This is a genomic window from Streptomyces sp. NRRL F-5122 (assembly GCF_001507435.1).
GTDB classification, from domain to species: Bacteria; Actinomycetota; Actinomycetes; order Streptomycetales; family Streptomycetaceae; genus Streptomyces; species Streptomyces lannensis.
In genome coordinates, this window is sequence record NZ_LMWH01000001.1 from 20,507 (window position 1) to 41,133 (window position 20,627).

16 protein-coding genes are annotated in these 20,627 nt (G+C 73.4%); 6 read left to right on the forward strand and 10 right to left on the reverse strand.

The window, feature by feature from the left end:
* Window positions 1-164: 164 nt before the first annotated feature.
* The 3 genes from ADL25_RS00075 to ADL25_RS00085 are packed head-to-tail and all read right to left on the reverse strand — an operon-like array spanning window position 165 to window position 3,787.
* Window positions 165-560 carry a DUF742 domain-containing protein gene (locus tag ADL25_RS00075; protein ID WP_059125466.1) on the reverse strand — a complete coding sequence of 132 codons (396 nt, stop codon included), beginning with the start codon at window positions 558-560 and terminating at the stop codon, window positions 165-167.
* 9 nt (window positions 561-569) lie between these two features.
* A complete protein-coding gene (locus ADL25_RS00080) occupies window positions 570-1,010 on the reverse strand; it encodes a roadblock/LC7 domain-containing protein (protein ID WP_059125467.1) in 441 nt (146 codons plus the stop codon).
* Complete coding sequence (locus ADL25_RS00085) at window positions 1,007-3,787, reverse strand: nitrate- and nitrite sensing domain-containing protein (protein ID WP_059125468.1); 2,781 nt, start codon at window positions 3,785-3,787, stop codon at window positions 1,007-1,009. Before ADL25_RS00085 ends, ADL25_RS00080 begins: the two co-directional genes overlap by 4 nt.
* A 415-nt stretch (window positions 3,788-4,202) precedes the next feature.
* Here ADL25_RS00085 and ADL25_RS00090 point away from each other — a divergent pair, with 415 nt between their 5' ends.
* Complete coding sequence (locus ADL25_RS00090) at window positions 4,203-4,784, forward strand: hypothetical protein (protein WP_059125469.1); 582 nt, start codon at window positions 4,203-4,205, stop codon at window positions 4,782-4,784.
* A gap of 51 nt (window positions 4,785-4,835) precedes the next feature.
* Here the strand turns inward: ADL25_RS00090 and ADL25_RS00095 are convergent, their stop codons facing one another.
* The 4 genes from ADL25_RS00095 to ADL25_RS00110 form a co-directional block, all read right to left on the reverse strand.
* Entirely contained in the window at window positions 4,836-9,470 is a 4,635-nt protein-coding gene (locus tag ADL25_RS00095) for a hypothetical protein (protein WP_059125470.1), read from the reverse strand.
* 68 nt (window positions 9,471-9,538) lie between these two features.
* The gene (locus tag ADL25_RS00100; protein ID WP_059125471.1) at window positions 9,539-10,426 is read right to left on the reverse strand and encodes a hypothetical protein; all 888 of its coding nucleotides are present in this window, start codon (window positions 10,424-10,426) and stop codon (window positions 9,539-9,541) included.
* Between the two features lie 37 nt (window positions 10,427-10,463).
* Complete coding sequence (locus ADL25_RS00105; protein WP_059125472.1) at window positions 10,464-11,990, reverse strand: hypothetical protein; 1,527 nt, start codon at window positions 11,988-11,990, stop codon at window positions 10,464-10,466.
* A 90-nt stretch (window positions 11,991-12,080) separates the two neighbouring features.
* On the reverse strand, window positions 12,081-12,773 hold the full coding sequence (locus tag ADL25_RS00110; RefSeq protein ID WP_059125473.1) for a GntR family transcriptional regulator: 693 nt from the start codon (window positions 12,771-12,773) through the stop codon (window positions 12,081-12,083).
* 225 nt (window positions 12,774-12,998) lie between these two features.
* Here ADL25_RS00110 and ADL25_RS00115 point away from each other — a divergent pair, with 225 nt between their 5' ends.
* From ADL25_RS00115 to ADL25_RS00135, 5 genes are read left to right on the forward strand one after another with little or no spacing between them, the layout of a single operon-like run.
* Window positions 12,999-14,318, forward strand: coding sequence for an MFS transporter (locus ADL25_RS00115; RefSeq protein WP_059125474.1), 1,320 nt, complete (start codon window positions 12,999-13,001; stop codon window positions 14,316-14,318).
* Complete coding sequence (locus ADL25_RS00120) at window positions 14,315-15,136, forward strand: putative hydro-lyase (RefSeq protein WP_059125475.1); 822 nt, start codon at window positions 14,315-14,317, stop codon at window positions 15,134-15,136. The genes ADL25_RS00115 and ADL25_RS00120 overlap by 4 nt, the downstream gene beginning before the upstream one ends.
* A 22-nt stretch (window positions 15,137-15,158) precedes the next feature.
* Entirely contained in the window at window positions 15,159-15,911 is a 753-nt protein-coding gene (locus tag ADL25_RS00125; protein WP_059125476.1) for a LamB/YcsF family protein, read from the forward strand.
* Window positions 15,908-16,525: a 5-oxoprolinase subunit B family protein gene (locus ADL25_RS00130; RefSeq protein WP_059125477.1), complete on the forward strand. Its 618-nt coding sequence runs from the start codon at window positions 15,908-15,910 to the stop codon at window positions 16,523-16,525. Before ADL25_RS00125 ends, ADL25_RS00130 begins: the two co-directional genes overlap by 4 nt.
* A complete protein-coding gene (locus ADL25_RS00135; protein ID WP_059125478.1) occupies window positions 16,522-17,391 on the forward strand; it encodes a biotin-dependent carboxyltransferase family protein in 870 nt (289 codons plus the stop codon). Before ADL25_RS00130 ends, ADL25_RS00135 begins: the two co-directional genes overlap by 4 nt.
* Before the next feature lie 10 nt (window positions 17,392-17,401).
* Here the strand turns inward: ADL25_RS00135 and ADL25_RS00140 are convergent, their stop codons facing one another.
* From ADL25_RS00140 to ADL25_RS00150, 3 genes are read right to left on the reverse strand one after another with little or no spacing between them, the layout of a single operon-like run.
* Window positions 17,402-18,256, reverse strand: a complete 855-nt coding sequence (locus ADL25_RS00140) for an SGNH/GDSL hydrolase family protein (protein WP_059125479.1) — start codon at window positions 18,254-18,256, stop codon at window positions 17,402-17,404.
* A complete protein-coding gene (locus tag ADL25_RS00145; protein WP_059125480.1) occupies window positions 18,253-19,464 on the reverse strand; it encodes a glycosyltransferase in 1,212 nt (403 codons plus the stop codon). The genes ADL25_RS00140 and ADL25_RS00145 overlap by 4 nt, the downstream gene beginning before the upstream one ends.
* Entirely contained in the window at window positions 19,461-20,588 is a 1,128-nt protein-coding gene (locus tag ADL25_RS00150; protein WP_059125481.1) for a glycosyltransferase family 4 protein, read from the reverse strand. The genes ADL25_RS00145 and ADL25_RS00150 overlap by 4 nt, the downstream gene beginning before the upstream one ends.
* Between the last annotated feature and the right edge of the window lie 39 nt (window positions 20,589-20,627).

Below are 20,627 nucleotides of genomic sequence, written 5' to 3' on the forward strand. Positions count from 1 at the left end.
AACCGTCGCCGCAGAGTGATCGGCGCACTGCGGTCGGTCCTCGACGACCCGTCAGATCATAACGGGCCGGGCAGACCCCCGCGGGCCCCACACGACGCGAGCGGCCGTCGCCCCTCCCGTACGAGGGCTTCCGCGCGCTCGCCCGGAGCGCGCGGAAGCCGGGGTCACAGAGCCCGCAGACCGCTGATCACATCACGCAGGATGCTCTCGTCGACCAGTTCGGCAGGGGGCACGGGGCGCGTCACATGCACCAGGCCCTCGTCCGCCAGGTCACCGACGAGGACCCGCACCACACCGACGGGAAGATCGAGTTCGGCGGCGATCTCGGCGACGGACTGGGGCGCGTCACGGCACAATTCCACGATGTCCACGTGCTCGGGGGACAGCGAGGGGTCCGGCTCGGGATCGTCCACATGCGGCTCCGTGACGACCACCGCGATCAGGTCGAGGCGGTGCTGGGCCGCATGGCTGGTGCGGCCGCGCGTCATGGCGTACGGACGGACCACCGGCCCGGCCTCGTCGTCGAACCAGCGACTGCTTCCCTGATCGTCTCCGCTCATGCCATCTCACTACCCGCCCGAGGGCAGATCGGTGCGCGGCGCGGAGCCCAGATGTACGCCGACTCGCTTGACGAGGAGTGTCATCTCGTACGCCACCTGCCCGATGTCGGAGTCGGCGTCCGACAGGACGGCGAGGCAGCTGCCGTCGCCCGCCGCCGTCACGAAGAGGAACGCGTCGTCGAGTTCGACGATGGTCTGCCGGACACCGCCCGCGTCGAAGTTGCGGCCGACACCCTTGGCGAGGCTGTGGATTCCCGAGGCGACCGCGGCCAGGTGCTCGCTGTCCTCCCGGCTCAGCTCCTTGGAGACCCCTGTGGGCAGGCCGTCGCTCGAGAGCACGACCGCCTTGCGGATGCTGGCGACACGCTCCACCAGGTCGTCGAGGAGCCAGTTCAGCTCTCCCGACGTCTTTTGGGCGGCGTTGGGCCCTGCGGCCTTCGGTGCGGTCATCGACCGTCTCCCTTTGTCGTTCCTCGTGCTGAGCCGTCCAGGGCGTCGTCGCCCGCGTCGTTCTCCTCGCGGCCACGCTGCCAGCCCCGCTGCAGCGAGGCGAAACGGCTGCGGACCTCATCGGCGTCGCGCTCGACGGGACCCGCTCCGCTCGCGGTGCGGGACGCGTCTGCCGAGGCGCGCCGGTCGGGGCCCTCCTTCAACTGCGGGGCCAGACTGGCCTGCCGGACACGGCGGGGCAGCGCGACCGGACCTGGAGGAGCCGCTTCCGTCTCGGCCTCCTGGTGCGCGGCCGCCTCCCGCGGGCCGGCCTCCTGCCGGGTACGGCGGCGCTGGGGCAGGCCCGGGCTCTCCGAGCGCTCGCCTTGCGGGCGCCTGCTTCCTTCCGAGGGCTCCCGCAGATCCGAGGGACGCCCGGACTCCTGAGATCCCTCCGGCTCGTGGTCCGAGGGTCCACTGTCCTTGCCGGTCCTTGCGCGCCGCGGGCCCTGCTCCGTCACCGGGCGGCCGTGCGAGCTGACGAGCTTGGGGGTCCCGCGCCGGGGAAGCGGTACCGGCGCGCCCGGCCGGTCCACCTCGTCGGAGCGGGCCGGTTCGCGCCGGGTGTCGCGGGCCTGCTGGTGTTGTTCGCCCGGGGCCTGCGCGAGAGAGCGGCGGGAGCGGAAAAGGCCGCCGTCCCGGTCGTCGACGCCGTCCGGGAAGTCGTCGAGTTCGTCCAGGTCGACGGGCGCCTCCAGCTCCACCGGGCCGTCCAGGATCGATCCCGGAAGGCCGGGGAGCTTGACCGGCACCGGCGACAGCACCGGGGCACCGGCCTCCGCGGCCCCGGCCTCCTTCTCGGGCAACGGCCGGTCGAGCCGGAAGCCGATTCCGTTGGTGTCGGGGATGTCCTCGGTCAGCAGGGTGTCGGGGATGAAGACGACGGCCGTGGTGCCGCCGTAGGGGGACGGCTGGAGGGAGACACGGACGTTCTGCCGCTGGGCGAGCCGGCTCACCACGAACAGGCCGAGCCGGTCGGTGTCGGAGAGTTCGAACTCGGGGGTCTCCGCGAGCCGGAGGTTGGCGTCCAGGAGCACTTCGGCCGCCATACCGAGGCCACGGTCGTGGATCTCCAGGGTGAACCCGTTGGCGACCCGTTCACCGAGCACCTGGACGGCGGTGTGGGGCGGCGAGAACACGGTGGCGTTCTCCAGGAGTTCGGCCACGAGGTGGGTGAGGTCGGCGACTGCGGGGCCGGTGACGGCGAAGCGGGGCAGCCGGCGCACCTCGATGCGCTCGTAGTCCTCGACCTCGGCGACGGCGGCGCGCACCACGTCCATGAGCTGGATCGGCTTGCGCCACTGCCGGGAGGGGGCGGCTCCGGAGAGGATGACCAGGCCCTCGGCGTGACGGCGCATACGCGTGGTCAGATGGTCGAGGCGGAACAGATCGGCGAGTTCCTCGGTGTCGTCGGTCCTGCGCTCCATGGTGTCGAGCAGGGTGAGCTGCTTGTGCAGCAGCACCTGACTGCGACGGGCCAGGTTGACGAAGACCTCCGAGACGCCGGCCCGCAGTTCGGCCTGTTTGACGGCGGCCTCGACGGCGGCACGCTGCAGGGTGTTGAGGGCCTGGCCGACCTCGCCGATCTCGTTCCTGTCGTACTCCAGCCGCGGGGCCTCGGTCTCCACGTCCACCTGTTCGCCCGCGGACAGGCGGCGCATCACGCTGGGCAGCCGCACCCCGGACGCCTCGTGCGCCTCCAGACGCAGCCGGCGCAGATCGCGGATGAGGCCACGGCCGATGCGCACGGACAGGAACAGCGAGACCAGTACGGCGAGGAGCCCGAGGACGCCCGCGACGGCCGCCTTGGCGATGACCCTCATGGCGAGCGGGTTGACGCGGTCCTGGTAGCGGTCCCCGGCCTGCCGGCTCATCGTGTCGAGCCGGCCGAGGACCTGGCCTGCGGCCTCGTCCCAGCTCTTGGCGGTCACCCCGTGCGGGGCGCCGGAGGTGCCGTTGACCACCGCCTGTTCGGCCACGCGCAGTGACGCGGTGTCGGCGTTCTTCCAGTAGCGCTGGAAGCGTCCGCTCTCCGACACGGGCAGCAGCGACAGGCTGACGTCGTACATCACGGCGCGCTGGGCGACCAGGTCGGAGACCTCATGGATCTCCTCGCGGGTGACCCGGCCGGCGACGAGCGCGGACCCCAGGAGGGCGTCCTCGCGGGAGAGCAGCTCACGGGCGCGGGAGACATCGACGAGGGCACGGCCCTGCTTGTCCATCGTCACGTTGTCGAGGGCCTGCAGATTGGCCAGGAGGGTGAAACACGGGTCGACGAGGCGGTTGTAGAGATCGAGGGCCTGGGAACGCTTGACCGTGCCGTCCTCGACGCTGCGGCGCAGCGACGCGATGCCGTCCAGGGCCTCCATGATCGAGGTGAGGCGCTCCGAGGAGCCCGCGTCCATGTCCTCGCGCAGGCCCCTGCTCTTGCTGTTGCGCCGGAGTTCGGCCACCGCCCTGTCCGTGGCCGCACGGCTGCGCCGCAGCGCGGTGAGGGCGTCCGAGGCGCGCGGGTCGGCGAGGTAGACGAGGGTCTGACGGCGCTCCTGCTGCAGGACGCGGACCGTGTCCTCGGTGGGGTAGCCGACCTTTTCGACGACGTTCGAGACGTCGAACAGCGCCTGGGCCTCACGACCCGTGAGCACTGTGGCGAACGCCCAGATGGCGGTCAGTGACAGCAGCGGCACGAGAAGCAGCGCCACGATCTTCCGGCGGATGGAGTTCCCGCGAAAGCGCATGGCCTCCCCCAGCTCGACCCCCAGGCCCGGGGGTACACGTGTACGTCAACAAACGGCGCGAGCCTACTACCGACACACCCGTATCTCGAAGGCCGGGAGGAGCGCACAACGCCCCCGGCACCGACGCGACATGGGTAGTTGTCCCGTCATTACGGGAGATTGCCTCCCCGAAACGGGACGGCACAGTCCGGATCGGGGCGGGAACACGGGGCCCTTGGCCGGATTCTTTCGCCCGCGGGGAATCTTCGCGGATCGCCGATCGTCTCCCCCTACGGGAAACGGGGGCGGTTTCGACCGCAGGCGCCGCATGCCGCACTCAGGTGGCGTAAAGCTGCGCAAGCCGGGCAACCAGTGGGGGGCCGGAGTCGTCTGACACTCCGGCGGAGGTCTGCGGGCGGTGGGGAGTGACGAGTTGATGGGCACGGCGAAGCGATGTGAGACACCGGGAAGGGGCGCCGGGGCGTCCACGGCGGCGCGAGGGGCGGCTCAAGCACCGGATCACGGCATTCCGGCGGATGCGGACCCCGGCATATCGCAGCGGCGCGAGCCGGACGGCGGGTGGGGCACCGCCATGGACGAGGAAGTGCGGTACGAAATCGGGTATCGCCGCCCCCTGTGGGTCGAGGAGCCCGCGCGCCGGCGTCGGCTGCCGGACCCCGTGCGCACCTCGGCGGTGCGGGCGATGCTGATCATCTCGGTGACACTGATCGAGGCGGTGATCGCCTTCCTGTGCACGATGGCCGGCTCCTGGCTGGCCTTCCCCATGGTCCTCAGCAGCGTGGCCGGCACGGTGGTGGCGACCTGGGGCGTGCTCGACGTCTGGATCACGCGCCAGGTCTGGAACCAGCGCCATGGTGTGGTGTCGGCACCCAGCAGCACGGCCCGTGCCGTGCGCCGCGAACGCCGAGCGGCCCGGCGCCAGGCGCGGACCGCGGAGCAGCGACAGGAGCGGATACGCCGGCAGGGCGGCACCGGGCGGCAGTTGTCACATCCGTGACGGCGTGGGGGCGGCGCCCGCGACACGCGGTGCCGCGCCCCACGCCCCTTCCTACGGGACGTCCACGGCCGGTCGCTTGAACATCCGGGTCGCCGTGATCTCGCTGTGCACCGCCTCGTCGGCACTGGGCTGCTGCGGCAGCCCGGGCCGAAGATGCTCCTCCACCCGGATGTACTTCAGTCCTGCCCGCAGGTCTGCGTCATTGCGCAGCCGGATGACCAGCGGGAACTCGGCGAGTGCGGTCGTGTCGAACAGCCCGGTGGTGTAGAGGAGCTGGACGCCGAGCGCGTCCGAGACGGCGCGCTGGAGCTCCAGCAGATAGGTCGCGTTGGCGCGTCCGATGGGATTGTCCAGGAACAGCGTGCCCGCGTGGCGGTGCCTGTCGCGGCCACGGTCGTTGCTGCGCAGTGCCGCCATGGTGCAGTACAGCGCGATGGCCGCGGTGAGCAGCTGGCCGCCCGAGAACACGTCACCCATCTGCCCGACGGGGACACGTTCGGCACGCAGCACGGCGTCCGGCTTGAGGATCTCGACGGCGACGCCCCTCGGCTGGAGGGCCGCGCCGACCCCCCGCAGGAGCAGCGACATGCCGTCCCGCCTGAGGTCGGAGTTCTTCCTGACGGCCGCGCGGGTCGCCTCGTCGATGACCTCGCCGAGCCGTTCGGTGAGCGTGGCCTGGTCGGGCTCCTCGAACCGGATGCGCAGGAACTCCTGCCCGGACCACTCGCCGAGTCCCTCGGGCAGCCGGGAGAGCCGCTGCGCCGAGCGGAGTGTGGCGAGCGCCGACTCCACGAGTCCCCGCAGCCGGTCCACGATCGAGTCGCGGTTGCGCTCCAGTTGGGCCAGCTCGTCCGTGAGCACACGCAGCCGGGGTGCGAAGGCGTCCGCCCACCGCTGTGCGTGCTCCGGCAGCGCCGACGCGGGCAATTCCCGGATCTGCTGCCGGGCCGGGGTGCGGACCTGCTCGTAGCGGGTGGAGTTGGCATGCCGGACGAGCACGTCGGAGGCCTCGCGCACGGCCGACTCCGCCGAGGACAGGTCAGTTGCGCAGCCGCGCAGCGACCGGCGGTTCTCGGCGGCGGACAGGCGGGCCTCCTCGAGGCTGCCCGGGTAGGGCTCCGGCTCCTGCTGCTCCTCCTCGGCCGCGTGCTCACGCAGCAGATCGCGGAGCATCGCCGCGATCTCGTCGAAGCCGCCCGCGGCGTCCTCGGCCGCGCGGTGGGCGTCCAGCAGCTCGGCATGGGCCTCGCGGGCCCGGCCGAGTGCCTCCACGCGGGAGGCGAGTTCCGATGTGGCCGTGCGCAGCAGGGACTGTGCGTGCTCGGTGTCCCGGGGGGCCATCTCCTCGGGCAGCTCGGTGTGGGCCTCGCCGTTCTCGGGAGCGTGCCGCTCGGCCTCGCCGCGCAGCCGGCCGAGCTGCTCGCTCGCCGTCGACATCCGCGTCTCCAGCAGTTGCACCAGTTCCTCGGCGCGCGTGGCGGCGGCCTGCCGGGACGGGCCGTCCGAGCCGTCCGGGGACTGGAGGAGCTGTTCCGCGCGTGAACGGACCTTGTTGCTGAGCCGGTCCAGTTCGGCGAGTGCGGCGGAGTCGTCGCTCTCGGCGCGCGCCTGTTCGGCCCTCAGGTCGGCACCGACGCCGACCTTTTCGTACACCTGGGAGGCGGCGCGGTAGGCCTCGCGGAGCGCGGGCAGGGACGCCTTCGGCGCGTCGGCGTCGTCCGCCGGTACGTCGTCGGGGGCGCCGGCGATCTCCGCGCGCTCGGCCCGCAGTGCACGCGCGGTGCGGCGGGCGTCGTCGGCGGCGCGCTGGGCGGCCCTGCGGTCCTCGTCGGCGGCCCGGGCGCGCTCCAGGCGGGACTGGGCACGAGCCTCCGATTCGACGGCCTCGTCGGCCAGTTCCCGCAGCGCTGCCTGCCACCCCGCCCGCTCCCGCAGCCGGAAGGCGAGGCCGGCGAGCGCATCGGCGGCGCGCCGCGCCCGCTGCGCGGACTCCTGGCGCTCGTCGCGCACCTGGGCGGCCTCGGCCGCGACCTCGTCGGCCTCGGCACGGACGGTGCGCGCCTCGGTCAGCTCGGCCTCGGCCTCCTCGGCGAAGGCGCGCGCGTCCCGGGCGGCCGCGGCGAGTTCGGTCAGGCGGCCCGCTGGGCAGCCGGTGCGCCAGGACGCCAGTCTGGCGGTCAGCTCGCGGTCCTTGCCGAGGCGGGCCGCGAGGGCCCGGATCTCCTCGTCCCGCTCGGTGGCCCGGGCACGCAGTGCCTGCCGCTCCTCGTCGGCCGCGTGCTCGTCGTGCATGGCCGGATTCGGCGGCACGAGGAAGACTCCGCCGTCGCCCTCGTCGAGGGCGGGGGTCGGGGCGAGCAGCGCGGCCGCGGTGCCGACGGCGACGGCGGAACGCGGCAGCAGAGCCGCGTCGCTCAGCGCGTCACGGGCCCGGGCGTGGGTGTCCGGGTCGGTGATGATCACTCCGTCGACCAGTTCGGGACGGGCGGCCAGCACGCGCGCGTGGTCGGCGGGGTCGACCGCCTGCGCGAGGTAGCGCCAGCCCGGGAGCGCCGGGATGCCGTGTTCACCGAGGAACTCGACGGTCGCCAGCACGTCCGGGCCCGGGGGCAGCAGTCCACCGTCACCGAGGGCACCGAGGATGCGCGCGTCGTCCGCCGCGGCGGTGCGCATCTCGAAGAGCTGACGCTCGGCGGAGGTGACGGTGTCGTCGAGCAGCTCGCGCAGTTCGTCGGCGAAGCGGTCCAACTCCTCGGCGGTGAGGGATCCGCCCTCCGCGGCGCTGTCCGCCGCGCGCGTCTCCTCGTCGCGGCGCGGCCGGGGGACCCTGGCCCCGCCGGTTCCGGACAGGCTCAGCAGTTCCGACAGCCGCTCCTCCGCCGCCAGCGCCCGGGCGGTGCTCTGCTCGGCCTCGTATGCCCGCTCGGCGGCCGTGGCCGCGTCGGCGGACCGGGCGGCCGTCAGTTCCGCGCGCGATTCCGCGGACGCCGCCTCGCGGGCGTGCTCGGACGCCCGGCGGGACGCCTCACGCGCGGTGTCCCAGGCGGCGACCGCGGCCTTCTCCGCGTCGCTCGCGGCGAGCGCGGCGCGTGCCGGGTCGGCGTCGGGGGCGCTGTCGTCCAGCCAGCCCGCGCGCACGGCCTCGGCGGTCTCCTGCTCGACCTCGGCGAGCCGCTGGCGCAGATGCCCCACCTCGCTGCGCGCACGCTGTGCCTCCGTGGCGGCGGCGGTCGCGTCCCGGTGCGCGGACTCGCCTGCCGCCTGGAGGGCGGCGGAGCGCTCTTCCTCCTCGTTGGCGAGGGTCTCGGCGCTCTCGGCGGCGGCGTGCAGTGCCCGGACGAGATCCACTGCGGCCCTGGCGCGCGCGGCGAGCGCCGGCGCCGCGTCCCGCTCGGCCTCCCGGATGGCGGCCGCCACCCGCGCCGAGCGGTCGGCGGCGGCGCGGTGGCGCAGCACGGCCTCGGCGGCCTGCCAGGCGGAGTACAACTGGCGCGCGTCGGCCAGTTCGCGCTTCTGGGCGGCTGCGGCCTTCTCCGCACCCGCCAGGGCCGACGAGGCATGCCGGTAGGCGAGTTCGGCAGCGATGAGCGCACTGCGCTCGCGGGCGCCCTCGGCATGCGTGACCGCGTAGGCGGCGGCGGTGACGCGCTGGGCAAGATCGGTGGCCCGCATCCGCTCGCGCACCCCGCGTGCCGACAGCCGCCGGGCCAGGGTGCGGGTGCGCCGCTCGGCGCCCGCGTGGATGTCCCGGGCCCGCGAGCGTGTCCCGGCCGCCTCGACGATGCGCCCGAGCAGATCCACCGACCCGGCGGTGAAGTCGCGCTCGGCCATCAGCTCGGCGCGCCGTCCCAGCTTGTTGCCGAAACCGCCGACCAGGTCGGCGAGCCCGTCGGTGTCACGGGTGTCGGTCACGGCCCGCAGCAGCAGGTCCGTGAAGTCGGAGTCCTTCTTGACCGCGAAGAGGCCGGCGGCCTCACCCTCGTCGGCGTTCATCTCCCGCTGGTAGCGGAAGAGTTCGGGGTCGAGGCCGAGGTCCGTCAGATGCTCGTTCCAGCGGTCGTGGATCTCCTCCCAGTGCACTTCGAGGTGCGGATACGCCTTGCCCGCCTCCGTCAGGGCGTCCCGGAAGCCCTTCATCGTGCGGCGCCGTCCCGCCGCCCCGGAAGCGCCCTCGGCCGGCGGTCTCACGGCGGTGGACTCGGCGACCGGCAGATTGTCGAGGCTGAGCCCGGGGCCGGGTCTGAAGGAGTACCAGGCCTCCGCGAACTTCCGCGGGTCGCTGGAGACCTGGCGCCCCCGCCATTCGCTCACCTTGCCGACCACGACGCACTCGCCGGTCAGTGTGTGCTGCCATTCCAGCGCCACATGCCCGCAGTCGTCGGCGAGCAGGAACTTGCGCAGCACACCGGAGCTGGCCCCGCCGAGGGTGTTGCGGTGGCCCGGCAGCATCACCGAGAAGATCAGCTTGAGCAGGACGGACTTGCCGCCGCCGTTCTCCAGGAAGAGCACACCGGCGGGCGCCGGACGGCGCGGCGGGCCCACGGGCTCCTCTTCGAAGAACTCCGCCTGGGTGGGCGCGGGGTCGGGCACCCGATCACCCACGCCCCGCAGGTCCAGCACGGTGTCGGCATAGCGCGCACCGGCCGGTCCGATGGAGTAGAGGCGGACCCGGGACAGCTCGTACATGGCGGGGGACTCTCGTCGTCGATCTTGCTGAGTCTGCGGAAATGCGGAGGGCCGAAGGCCGCGGGACCTCAGGCTCTGCCCGAGTGGAACGGCAGCCCGGCGTCGGCCACCAGCTCCAGGTCGTCGGTGTCCTCGGCGGGCAGCAGGGTGCCCGTCCCGTCGGTCACCGGGACGACGCCCAGTTCGAGGAGTTCGCCCATGGCGGCGCTGCCCGCCATGTCGCGCACCTGGAGCTGGTAGCGGGCCGTCGTTCGGTAGGTGCCGCCGTGGTCGTCGCCCGTGCGCTGGAGGAATCCGGAGTCGGTGAGGAACGCGACGGCCTTGCCGACGATGCCCGTGGTGGAGCCGGCGAGCCGGCGCGCGTCCTTGGTGGCCCCGGTCGCGCTGCGTCTGGCCCAGATCCGCCAGGCCGCCTCCAGCCCCGGCGCGTCCGTCGCCGGGTCCGTGTTCTCGCCCTGCTCCTCGGCCCGCTCCTCGAGCCGGCGGCAGGCCTGACGCACGAAGGCGTCGACGCCGTTGACCGTGACGCGCCCGATGTAGCCGTCGTCGGCCAGGTCCTCGGGGCGCGGGAACGCGAGCGCGGCGACGGCGAGATGGGCGAGGCCGTGCAGAAAGCGGTCGCCCGAGTCGGCGGAGGTGCGCCGCGCGTAGTCGCCCATGCGGACGGCGAACACGGAGTCCTCGGCGGCGGTCACCGCCATGCCGGCGCGCGGGGACACCTCCAGGACGACCAGCCCGAGCCCGCCGGCCACGGCGTCGGCGAGCCGGGCGAAGCGGGAGTCCTCGCGATAGCGGCGCAGCAGCTCCGTGTACTCCTGGTCGCGGGCGGGCTGGAGCTTGGGCTGCAGCCCGAAGGCGACGAGCCGCGCCGCGTCGGCGGCGTCGGCGGGGGTGACGGCGGCACTCACCGGCGCGGCGGCCGCCTCCGGCTCACTCCACTCGACGTGCTCGGTCACGGTCGGGACTCCTCATGCTGCTGGTACTGATCGCTGGTCATGCCGCTTCCGTCCGGTCCGCCGCCATGCCCGCCGCATCGAGCAGGGCCGTGCCGACGATCAGGTCCGCACCGCCGAACTCGGGATCGTCCAGCTCCGTGCCGTCGTCCACGGCGAACAGCAGCTTCTGTTCGCCCTGCCGGTAGGCAGTGCCGACCGGCGGGCTGGCCGCGTGCACGGTCAGCAGGGCCACCAGGTAGGGCAGTTCGGGGTCCTGCCGGCGTGCCTGTGCCAGCAGTCCGGACAGCCGCCTGGGCGCGTCCGCCGGCAGGTCGAGCAGCTCCAGCGCGGCGGCCAGTTGCTCCTCGCTGAACCGGCTGTCGTCCGGGGTGGCGATCAGATCCGGCTCGGGCATCTCGGCGCCGAGGTGCTCGCGCTCCACGGGCGGCGTCAGGAGCAGGTCGACGAGGTCACCGACCCGCACGGAGGCCGGGGTGCGCAGACCCGTGCCGTGGCCGAAGAAGGCGTCCGTGACGCGGATCGCCCGCTCCAGCGGAAGCGGCAGCAGGGGTGCGAGGAGATGCCCGTACAGGTCCGTCCCCGAGGTCGCCATGGGAGCGGCGAAGGCCTGCCGGTCCTGCTCGGCGCGGAACAGCGGGCCCGCTTCCAGAAGCCGCGACTGCAGTTGGGTGTGCCTGCGGATGCAGTCCTTGACGATGTCGACGAGCTCGGCGGCGCGCCGCTTGTGCTCGGGGTCCTCGGACTCGTCGCGGGCCCTGCGGATGTTGGTGAGGATCGCGTTCTCGTGGCGGTAGCGGTCGGCGACGTGGTCGAGGGCCTCGGCGATCATGTCGGGGACCGTGTTCAGCCAGTCCACCGCCCGGACGTTGCGCCGGGTCGCCTCCAGGGTCCTGCGCAGCGACTCCGAGTACTGCACGGTGCGGTAGCGGGCCTGCTCGGCGGCGAGCTGGGCGTCGGCGAGGCGCCCGCGGCTGATCAGCACGTCGAGCTTGACCTCGGCGGCGATCTGGGCGCTCGTGACGTCCGTGTCCAGAGCGCCGACCAGGACGTTGACCGCCTCGTCCGTCGTCCTCAGATAGACGCCCCCGCCGTAGCCCGGAACCTCCTCGATCAGCTTGAAGTCGTAGTCGCGGCGGACGTACTCGCCGTCGGCCGTGAACGTGCCGTACACGGCGCGGAAGCCCCGGTCGACGCTGCCGACGTTGACCAGGTTCTCCAGGACCCAGCGGGCGACGCGCTCGTGCTCCGCGACCGGGCGCCGAGGGGCCTGGGCGGCGATGCGCGGGATGAGCCGGGCCACTATCTGGTCGTGGTCTGCTCCCGTGTCGAAGTCCATGTTCAGTGTGACCAGGTCGATGGCGGACAGGGCGACCTCCGCCATCCCGTACACCGAGTACTCACCCGCGAGGTTCGCCTTGCGTGCGTCGAGGTCGTGCAGCGGCGCGGTGCAGGCGAGCGCGCGCAGCCGCCGCGCCAGCCCCTCGTCGGCGGCCGGGCCCGGTGCGGGGCGCGGCCCCGCGCTGAGCTGGGGCGGAACACGGTCCGTCGATGCAGGCGAAGTCACGGTGCACAGATTAGGTCCTCGGTCTGACAACGTCCCAAACAGCACGGGTGCGCCGCGGGGTCCGCTCGTCGCGCCGATGCGCCGGACCTGCTACTCGTCGCCGACCCGCCGCCGGTAGTCCTCGACGATCCGCTCCAGCGAGTCGTGGAGGTAGACCTCGAGGAGCTCCTCCGCCCCGATCCGGTCGCCGCCCTGCAGGGCCCGGAGGATCTGCTGGTTGCGCACGAGGTAGGGCTCGTGCAGCCGCCGGGGGTCGTCCACGACGTGGAAGGCGAGCCGCAGTTCGGCGAAGACGCTGCGCATCAGCTCGTCGGTGCGCTCACTGCCCGCGAGCGCCACCAGTTCGCGATGGAAGTGGATGTTGGCCGTGCCCAGCCCTTTCCAGTCGGTCTCCCCCGCGGCCCGCTGCCCCTCCGCGACGGCTTCGGCAAGGCCGTGCAGGGCGTACGGCGGCTCGCCCAGACCCCGGACCACGGCGCACTCGACGAGCAGCCGGGTGCGGTAGATGTCCTCGACGTCCTCGACGGTCAGCACCCGGACGAAGACCCCTCGGTTCAACTCGTGGACAAGCAGTCTCTCGTGCGTGAGCAGCCGGAATGCCTCGCGCAGCGTGTTGCGGGAGACGCCGAGCGCACCCCCGATGCCGTCCTCCGACAGCCGCGTGCCGGGCGGGAAGTACCCCTCGGCGATCCGGCTCCTGAGGATGTCCGAGACCCGCTCGGCGGTGCTGGTACGCCCTAGGAGGGCGCGGTCGTCGGCCAGTCCCGTCAGCTGCTCTGCCATGCCCGGAATTCAATCGCAGATACAAGGACGAAACAACATGGGTATTGAAGGATCGTTGAACGATCCTCTACGGTACTGCGAACGGCATCACCCGGCCCCACATCTCGGGCCGCACCTTTCGCGCGAAATGTCCCATCGTTGGGCGCAGTTCCCCGCACGGCGCTCTCCGACCGCACGGCACGGCTCATCCCGCAAGCACCCTCCGTCCCTCACTGCGAGGTGCCCATGAGCACGACCCCTCCTTCCCGGCCCCTGACCGCCGACGCCCACTCCGACGCGACCGAACGCATCGCCGACGACGGTGCGTTGGCCTGGCTGCGCGCCCTCGGCCCGCGCGGCCGGCGCGCCTTCGCCGGAGCCTTCGGCGGCTACGCCCTGGACTCCTACGACTACTTCACACTGCCGCTGAGCATGGTCGCGCTGGCGGCGTACTTCGGTCTGGACAGCGGCCAGACGGGACTGCTCACCACCGTCACCCTGGTCGTCTCGGCGGTGGGCGGCGCCATCGCGGGCGTCGTGGCAGACCGTATCGGCCGGGTGAAGGCCCTGATGATCACCGTGGTGACGTACGCCGTCTTCACGGTCGCCTGCGGCTTCGCGCCCACCTACGAGACGCTGCTGGTCTTCCGGGCCCTGCAGGGGCTCGGCTTCGGCGGCGAGTGGGCGGTCGGCGCGATCCTGGTCGCCGAGTACGCGAGCGCCCGGCACCGCGGCCGTACCCTCGGCGCGATCCAGAGCTCCTGGGCCGTCGGCTGGGCACTGGCCGCCGTCGTCTACACGCTGGTCTTCTCCTTCGTGGGCGACGACCTCGCCTGGCGCGTGATGTTCTGGACGGGAGCGCTGCCCGCACTGCTGGTGATCTGGATGCGCCGCCGGGTGCACGACGCCCCGGAGGCGACGGCCCAGCGTGAACGCAGCGAGCAGAGGGGGTCGTTCGCGGCGATCTTCAAGCCCGGCTCGGACGGGGCGCCGGGTCTGCTGCGCACGACGGTCTTCGCGGGCCTGCTGTCTACCGGCGTCCAGGGCGGCTACTACACGCTGGCGACCTGGGTGCCCACCTACCTCAAGACCGAACGTGGCCTGTCCGTCGTCGGCACCGGCTCCTATCTGGCCTTCCTGATCTCCGGAGCCTTCCTCGGCTACCTCACCGGCGGCCACCTCACCGACCGCCTGGGCCGCCGGCGCAACATCTGGCTGTTCGCACTGCTCTCGGCTCTCTGCATCCTGGCGTACGCGAACATCCCCAGCGGCGCCAACGCCCTTCTGCTGGTGCTCGGTTTCCCGCTCGGGTTCTGCATGTCGGCGATCTTCAGCGGCTTCGGGTCCTATCTGAGCGAGCTGTACCCCACGGCGGTACGCGGCACGGGGCAGGGCTTCACCTACAACACCGGGCGCGCGGTGGGCGCCGTCTTCCCCACCCTGGTGGGCTTCCTCGCCGACAGCTGGGGCGTCGGCGGGGCGCTGGTCTTCGGCGCGATCGGTTACGGTCTCGCGGCGCTGGCGCTGCTGGGCCTGCCCGAGACGCGCGGGAAGGAACTGACGTGAACCGAGCGGACGACCGCCCCCTCATGCGCGTCGACGACCACGCGCACATGTGGCGCCCCGAGGACGCCCGGGCCCGCTTCCGCGGCGGGCTGAGCGGCCCCACGGCCGGGTGCGCCGCGGGCCACACGCAGGCCAACCTGGTGTCGGTCCCGGCCGACTGGGCCTATGACACGCTGCTGTTCTGCCAGCGCAACCCCAAGCCCTGCCCGGTCCTCGACGTCACGGACGCCGGGTCCTTCACCACGGTCCTCGCGGACGGCGCCGATCTGCGCACCGATCTGCCGCGCTACCGGGTGTGGCAGGACGGCGAACTCGTGGACGAACCGACGGACGTCCTCGCGCACTGGCGAGAGGACCTGGTGTCCTTCCTCATCGGGTGCAGCTTCACCTTCGAGTGGGCGCTCGTCGAGGCGGGCGTCCCCATCCGCCACCTCGAACAGGGCCGCAACGTGCCGATGTACGTGACGGGACGTCAGTGCCGGCCGGCGGGGCGCCTGCACGGCCCCATGGTGGTGTCCATGCGCCCGGTGCCGCCGCAGCACCTCGGAGCCGCGATCCGGGAGAGCGGACTTCTCCCGGCGGTGCACGGAAGCCCCGTGCACTGCGGCGATCCCTCGGCCCTCGGGATCGAGGACCTCGGCCGGCCCGACTTCGGCGACCCGGTGGACGCAGAACCGGACGACATCCCGGTGTTCTGGGCCTGCGGAGTGACCCCGCAGGCCGCGGTGACGGCCTCGCGCCCGCCGTTCGCCATCACCCACGCACCGGGGCAGATGTTCATCACCGACGCCCGTGACGAGCAGTACCGCGTCGGCTGATGCCGCCCGACCAGGAGGGACCATGATCGATCTCAACGCCGACCTCGGCGAGGGCTTCGGCCGCTGGCAGCTCACCGACGACGAGCGACTGCTGTCCGTCGTCACCAGCGCCAACGTGGCCTGCGGCTTCCACGCCGGGGACGCGGCCACCATGCGGCGGGTGTGCGCACTGGCGGCGGAACGGGGGGTACGGATCGGCGCCCAGGTCTCCTACCGCGACCTGGCCGGATTCGGACGGCGCTCGATGGATGTGCCGCCCGCGGAACTGGCGGCCGAAGTGGCCTACCAGATCGGCGCGCTGGAGGTCTTCGCGCGTGCCGCGGGCTCCCGGGTGTCGTATGTGAAGCCGCACGGCGCGCTCTACAACCGGGTCGTCCACGACGAGCGGCAGGCCGAGGCGGTCGTCGAGGGCGTGCTGCTCGCCGACGCCGCGCTGCCCGTGCTCGGGCTGCCGGGCTCACGGCTGCTGGAGGTGGCCGAGAAGGCCGGACTCCCGGCCGTCACCGAGGCGTTCGCGGATCGCGCGTACACCGAGGAGGGAACGCTCGTGCCGCGCCGGGAGAACGGCGCGGTGGTCACCGACCCGGACGTCGTGGTGGAACGTTCGGTGGGACTCGCCCGCTCCGGGGTCGTCACCGCGCACTCCGGGCGCGAGATCCCCGTACGGGCACGTTCGCTCTGTCTGCACGGCGACACGCCCGGCGCCGTCGACCTGGCCCGCCGGGTACGGGCCGCGCTTCAGGCCGCCGGCGTCCGTGTGGAGGCCTTCGTATGAGGGCGATGCCCGTCGGCGACGACGCCCTGCTCCTGGAGGTCCCCTCGGGGCGGGAGGCCGAGGCGCTGCACGCCGAGCTGCAACGCCGCAGGTCGGCCGGCGAGCTGACGGTACGCGAGATCGTTCCCGCGGCCCGCACCGTCCTGCTCGACGGGGTGCGGGAGCCCTCCCGGCTCGCGGCGCGGCTCGCCGGCTGGGAGATTCCGCCGGTCCCCGAGCGGGTGCGGGAACCGGTGGAGATCCCCGTCCGGTACGACGGTCCGGATCTCCCGGACGTCGCCGCCCTGTGGGGCGTGTCCCGGGACGAGGCGGCGCGGATCCACGCCGCGTCCCGGTTTCGGGTGGCCTTCTGCGGGTTCGCGCCCGGCTTCGGCTATCTGACGGGTCTGCCGGACCGCTATCACGTTCCGCGCCGCGCCACCCCCCGCACGTCCGTGCCGGCCGGCGCCGTGGCACTGGCCGGTCCGTACACGGGCGTGTACCCGCGCCCGTCGCCCGGCGGCTGGCGGCTCATCGGCACGACCGACGCCGTCCTGTGGGACCACACGCGGGTGCCGGCCGCGCTGCTCGCGCCGGGCGCCGTGGTCCGTTTCGTCCCGGTGGGCTCCGGATGACGGACCGTGCGCTCTCGGTCGTGCGCGCCGGGGCGCTGACCACCGTGCAGGACGGGGGACGGCCCGGCCACGCCCACCTCGGCGTGCCGCGCTCGGGAGCGCTCGACGCGCCCGCCGCGGCGCTCGTCAACCGGCTGGTCGGCAATCCCCCGGAGGCGGCCGTGCTGGAGACCACGCTGGACGGCTGCACCGTGCGGCCGCGTTCGGCGGTCACGGTGGCGGTCGGCGGCGCGCCCTGCCCGGTCACCGTGGACGGGCGCCCCGCGCCCTGGGGAGCGCCGGTGCGTGTCATGGGCGGTGCGCTGCTCGACATCGGACGCGCGCGGTCCGGAGTGCGCAGCTATCTCGCCGTCTCGGGCGGTGTGACCGTGGAACCGGTGCTGGGCAGCCGCTCCACGGACCTGCTCTCCGGCCTCGGCCCGCCGCCGCTCGCGGACGGCGCCGTACTGCCCCTGGGGAGACCCGCCGCCGTCCTCCCGTACGCGGACGCCGCTCCGCAGCCGGGTCCACCGGACGAGTTGGTGCTGCGGGTGACGCTGGGGCCGCGCGAGGACTGGTTCACGGCGGACGCGGTCCGAACGTTCCTCACCCGCGCGTACCGTGTGTCCTCGGCGAGCAACCGGGTTGGCCTGCGCACCGAAGGTCCCCCGCTGGAGCGCGCCCGGCCGGGCGAACTCCCCAGTGAGGGAATGGTGCTGGGAGCGGTCCAGGTGCCGCCCGACGGCAGCCCGGTCGTCTTCCTCGCCGATCACCCGACGACCGGGGGGTACCCGGTCATCGCGGTCGTCCGTCCGGCCGGCCTCGCGGCCGCCGCCCAGGCGACTCCGGGCACCCCCGTGCGTTTCACCGCCGTCAGCCGTCGTTAGGCGCCACGGTTCACGCCACGTCCGGCTGTTCGGCCACCGACAGCGCGGCCAGCGCGGACGCCACCGCGTGCGAGGCGCTCAGGTCCAGCCGGGCGCTCGTCCCCCGCGCCTTGTGGCGCACCTCGGCTGCGGCGAGGGTGAGCAGTTGCGGCAGCAGATCGGTGCATCGCCTCGCCACCCAGCCCGTTCCGGCGGTGGCGAGCCACCACAGGCTGGCCGAGCGGGTGGGCGGAGCGAACTCGGGTTCGGCGGCGGGCGCGATGCCCGTCGCGACACCCTCCTCGGCGAGCAGCGCGTGGAAGCGCAGGGCGAGTTGCCGGTGCCCGCGCTCCCCCGGGTGCAGCCGGTCCGCACTCCACATGGACCGGTCGTGGATCCAGTCCCCGCCCTCGGCGTGCAGATGCACCGCCCCGTGCCGCTCGGAGAGCGCGTGCACGACCGTGTTCACGGCCCGCTGCCGCCGCGCCAGCGGGCGCGCCAGCGCGCCGGGCAGGCGGAGCATCGACCCCGGATCCGGCAGACAGGCAGTGAGCAGCACCGCGCCCTGGGCCCTGAAGGCCGCGTAGACCTTGTCGAGCCGGGCGGCGACGGCGTGGATGTCGAAGGTGTAGCGCAGCGTGTCGTTGACGCCGATGACGACGGAGACGACATCCGGGCGCAGGTCGAGCGCGTCCGGGGTCTGCCGTTCGAGAACGTCCCGGGTCTGCGCGCCGCTGACGGAGAGGTTGGTGAACTCGGCCGGGGCGTGGGCGGGCGCGAGCCCGCCGGCGAGGAGCGCAGCCCACCCCCGCCAGGAGTCCCCGACGGGGTCGCCCACGCCTTCCGTCAGTGAATCGCCGAGTGCGACGAACCGCAGGGGTCTCATGCGACACCCTCCCGGGCGTCGTCCCGGAAACGGTCGTCGAAGGCCGTCGGTCGCACGACGGACGGCTGCACGTCGTGGGCCGCGAGGAACGCGTCGACCGCGGTCTTCCACCCGAAGCACTCGGCACGCGCGCGTGCCGCCTCCCGGCGCTCGCACTCGGGCCGCTCCGTGAGCATGTCTATCGCGTCGGCGAACGCCTCGCCGGTGTTGACCGCGGTGGCGCCGGCCGAGCCGATGACCTCGGGCAGCGCCGAGAGGGAGCTGGCCACCACGGGGGTTCCGCAGGCCATCGCCTCCAGGGCGGCGAGCCCGAACGTCTCCGCCGGCCCGGGGGCCAGGCACACATCGGCCGAGGCCTGCAGGGCGCCGAGCAGCTCCCGGTCGCCCACATGGCCGAGGAAGGTGACCGGCAGCCGCCGCTCGGCCGCCCGCTGCTCAAGCCGGGCCCGCAGCGGGCCGTCGCCGGCGATCACCAGGACCGCACGCCGCCCGCGCCGCAGCAGCGACTCCAGGGCGTCCAGGGCCGTGCCGGGCCGCTTCTCCACGGAGAGGCGGGAGCACATCACGAGCAGCGTCTCGTCCCCGCGCGCGTACCGCTCGCGCAGCCCGGCGTCCAGCAGCGAGGGGTGCCGCTGCTCCAGGTCGACGCCCAGCGGCGCCCGTACGACGTTGCGGGCCCCGATCCGCACGAACTCGCGTTCGGCGAACTCGGTGGTGCACACCACGCGTGCGTAGGTGTGTGCCGTACGGATGTTGAGCGCGTCGGCGGCGCGCCGCGAGAGGTTCTCCGAGAGGCCCCAGGTGCGCAGGACGCCGTCGGCGGTCTCGTGGGAGACCATCACGGCGGGAATCCGGGCGCGCCGCGCCCACTTGCCGGTCCAGCGCAGCGTCGTGCGGTCGGAGACCTCCAGGCGGTCGGGGTCGAGTCGCTCCAGGAGGGCGGCGACCCGCCGCTTGTCCGTGAGGACGCGATAGCCGCCGGTACCGGGCAGGACGGGCCCGGGCAGGGTGATGACCCTGCCCTGCTCGGTCTCCCGGTCGCTGTGGCGCTCCCCCGGCACGATCAGCACCGGGTCGTGGCCCGCTTCCTTGAACCCCTTGCCCAGCTCGCGCAGGGCCGTGCGCAGACCGCCGGAGGAGGGCGCCACGAAGTTGGCGAGCCGCACGATCCGCAGTCCGCCGCCGACGCGCTCGGTGGCGAAGCTCATGCCGCCACCGCCGTCCTGCGCGCCGCGAGCACGTCCGCGTAGTGCCCGATGAGCTGATCGCCGACGGCCGCCCAGGTGCGGCCCTCGACGAGGGCGCGTGCGGCGGTCCCGTACTCGTTCCGCAGCGCGCGGTCCGAGACCAGAGTCTGGACCGCGTCGCGGAAGGCGGCCGTGTCACCGGGCGGGACGAGCAGTCCGGTCTGGCCGTGGGCCACCAGGTCGAGCGGTCCGCCGGCGGCGGGAGCGACGACCGGCACACCGCTGGCCATGGCCTCCTGCACGGTCTGGCAGAAGGTCTCGAACGGGCCCGTGTGCACGAAGACGTCCAGCGAGGCGAAGATCCGGGCGAGCTCGTCTCCGGTACGGCGCCCGAGGAAGGCGGCCCCGGGCAGGGCGCTCCGGAGGGTGGGCTCGCTCGGCCCGTCACCCACGACCACGACCCGGACGCCCTCGAGTCCGCAGGCGCCGGCGAGCAGCTCGACGTGCTTCTCGGGGGCCAGCCGGCCGACATAGCCGACGATCAGCTCGCCGTTGGGGGCGAGTTCCCGGCGCATCGCCTCGTCGCGCAGGTCGGGGCGGAAGCGGACGGTGTCGACACCTCGCGGCCACAGCTGGACCCGCGGCACGCCGTGCGCCTCCAGGTCGCGCTGTGCCGCGCTGGACGGCGCGAGCGTACGGTCGGCGGCGGCGTGCACGGAGCGGATGCGCCGCCAGGCCGCGGCCTCGCCCGCGCTGATGTAGGTGCGGGCGTATCCGGCCAGGTCGGTCTGATAGATGGCGACGGCCGGGATGTGGAGGCGGGCGGCGGCCGCCATGCCCCGGACACCGAGGATGAAGGGGCTTGCCAGGTGCACGATGTCGGCGCGGTGCTCGGTGATGGCCGCGGCGACGCGTCGGCTGGGGAGAGCGACGCGCACCTGGGGGTAGCCCGGGAGCGGAATGGAGGGGACACGGACGACGGGGCAGGGCGCCTGGGCGTCCGGCCCGTTCCCGGCGGCGGTGGCCGGGGCGACGACGAGGGGAACGTGACCGCGATCGACGAGGTGCCGGGCGGTCTGGAGCGCGCAGTGGGCCACGCCGTTCACATCGGGGGGAAAGGATTCGGTCACGATGACGACACGCATACCCGTGTTCTCGCCCTGCCGGACGTGGCCTCGTCAACG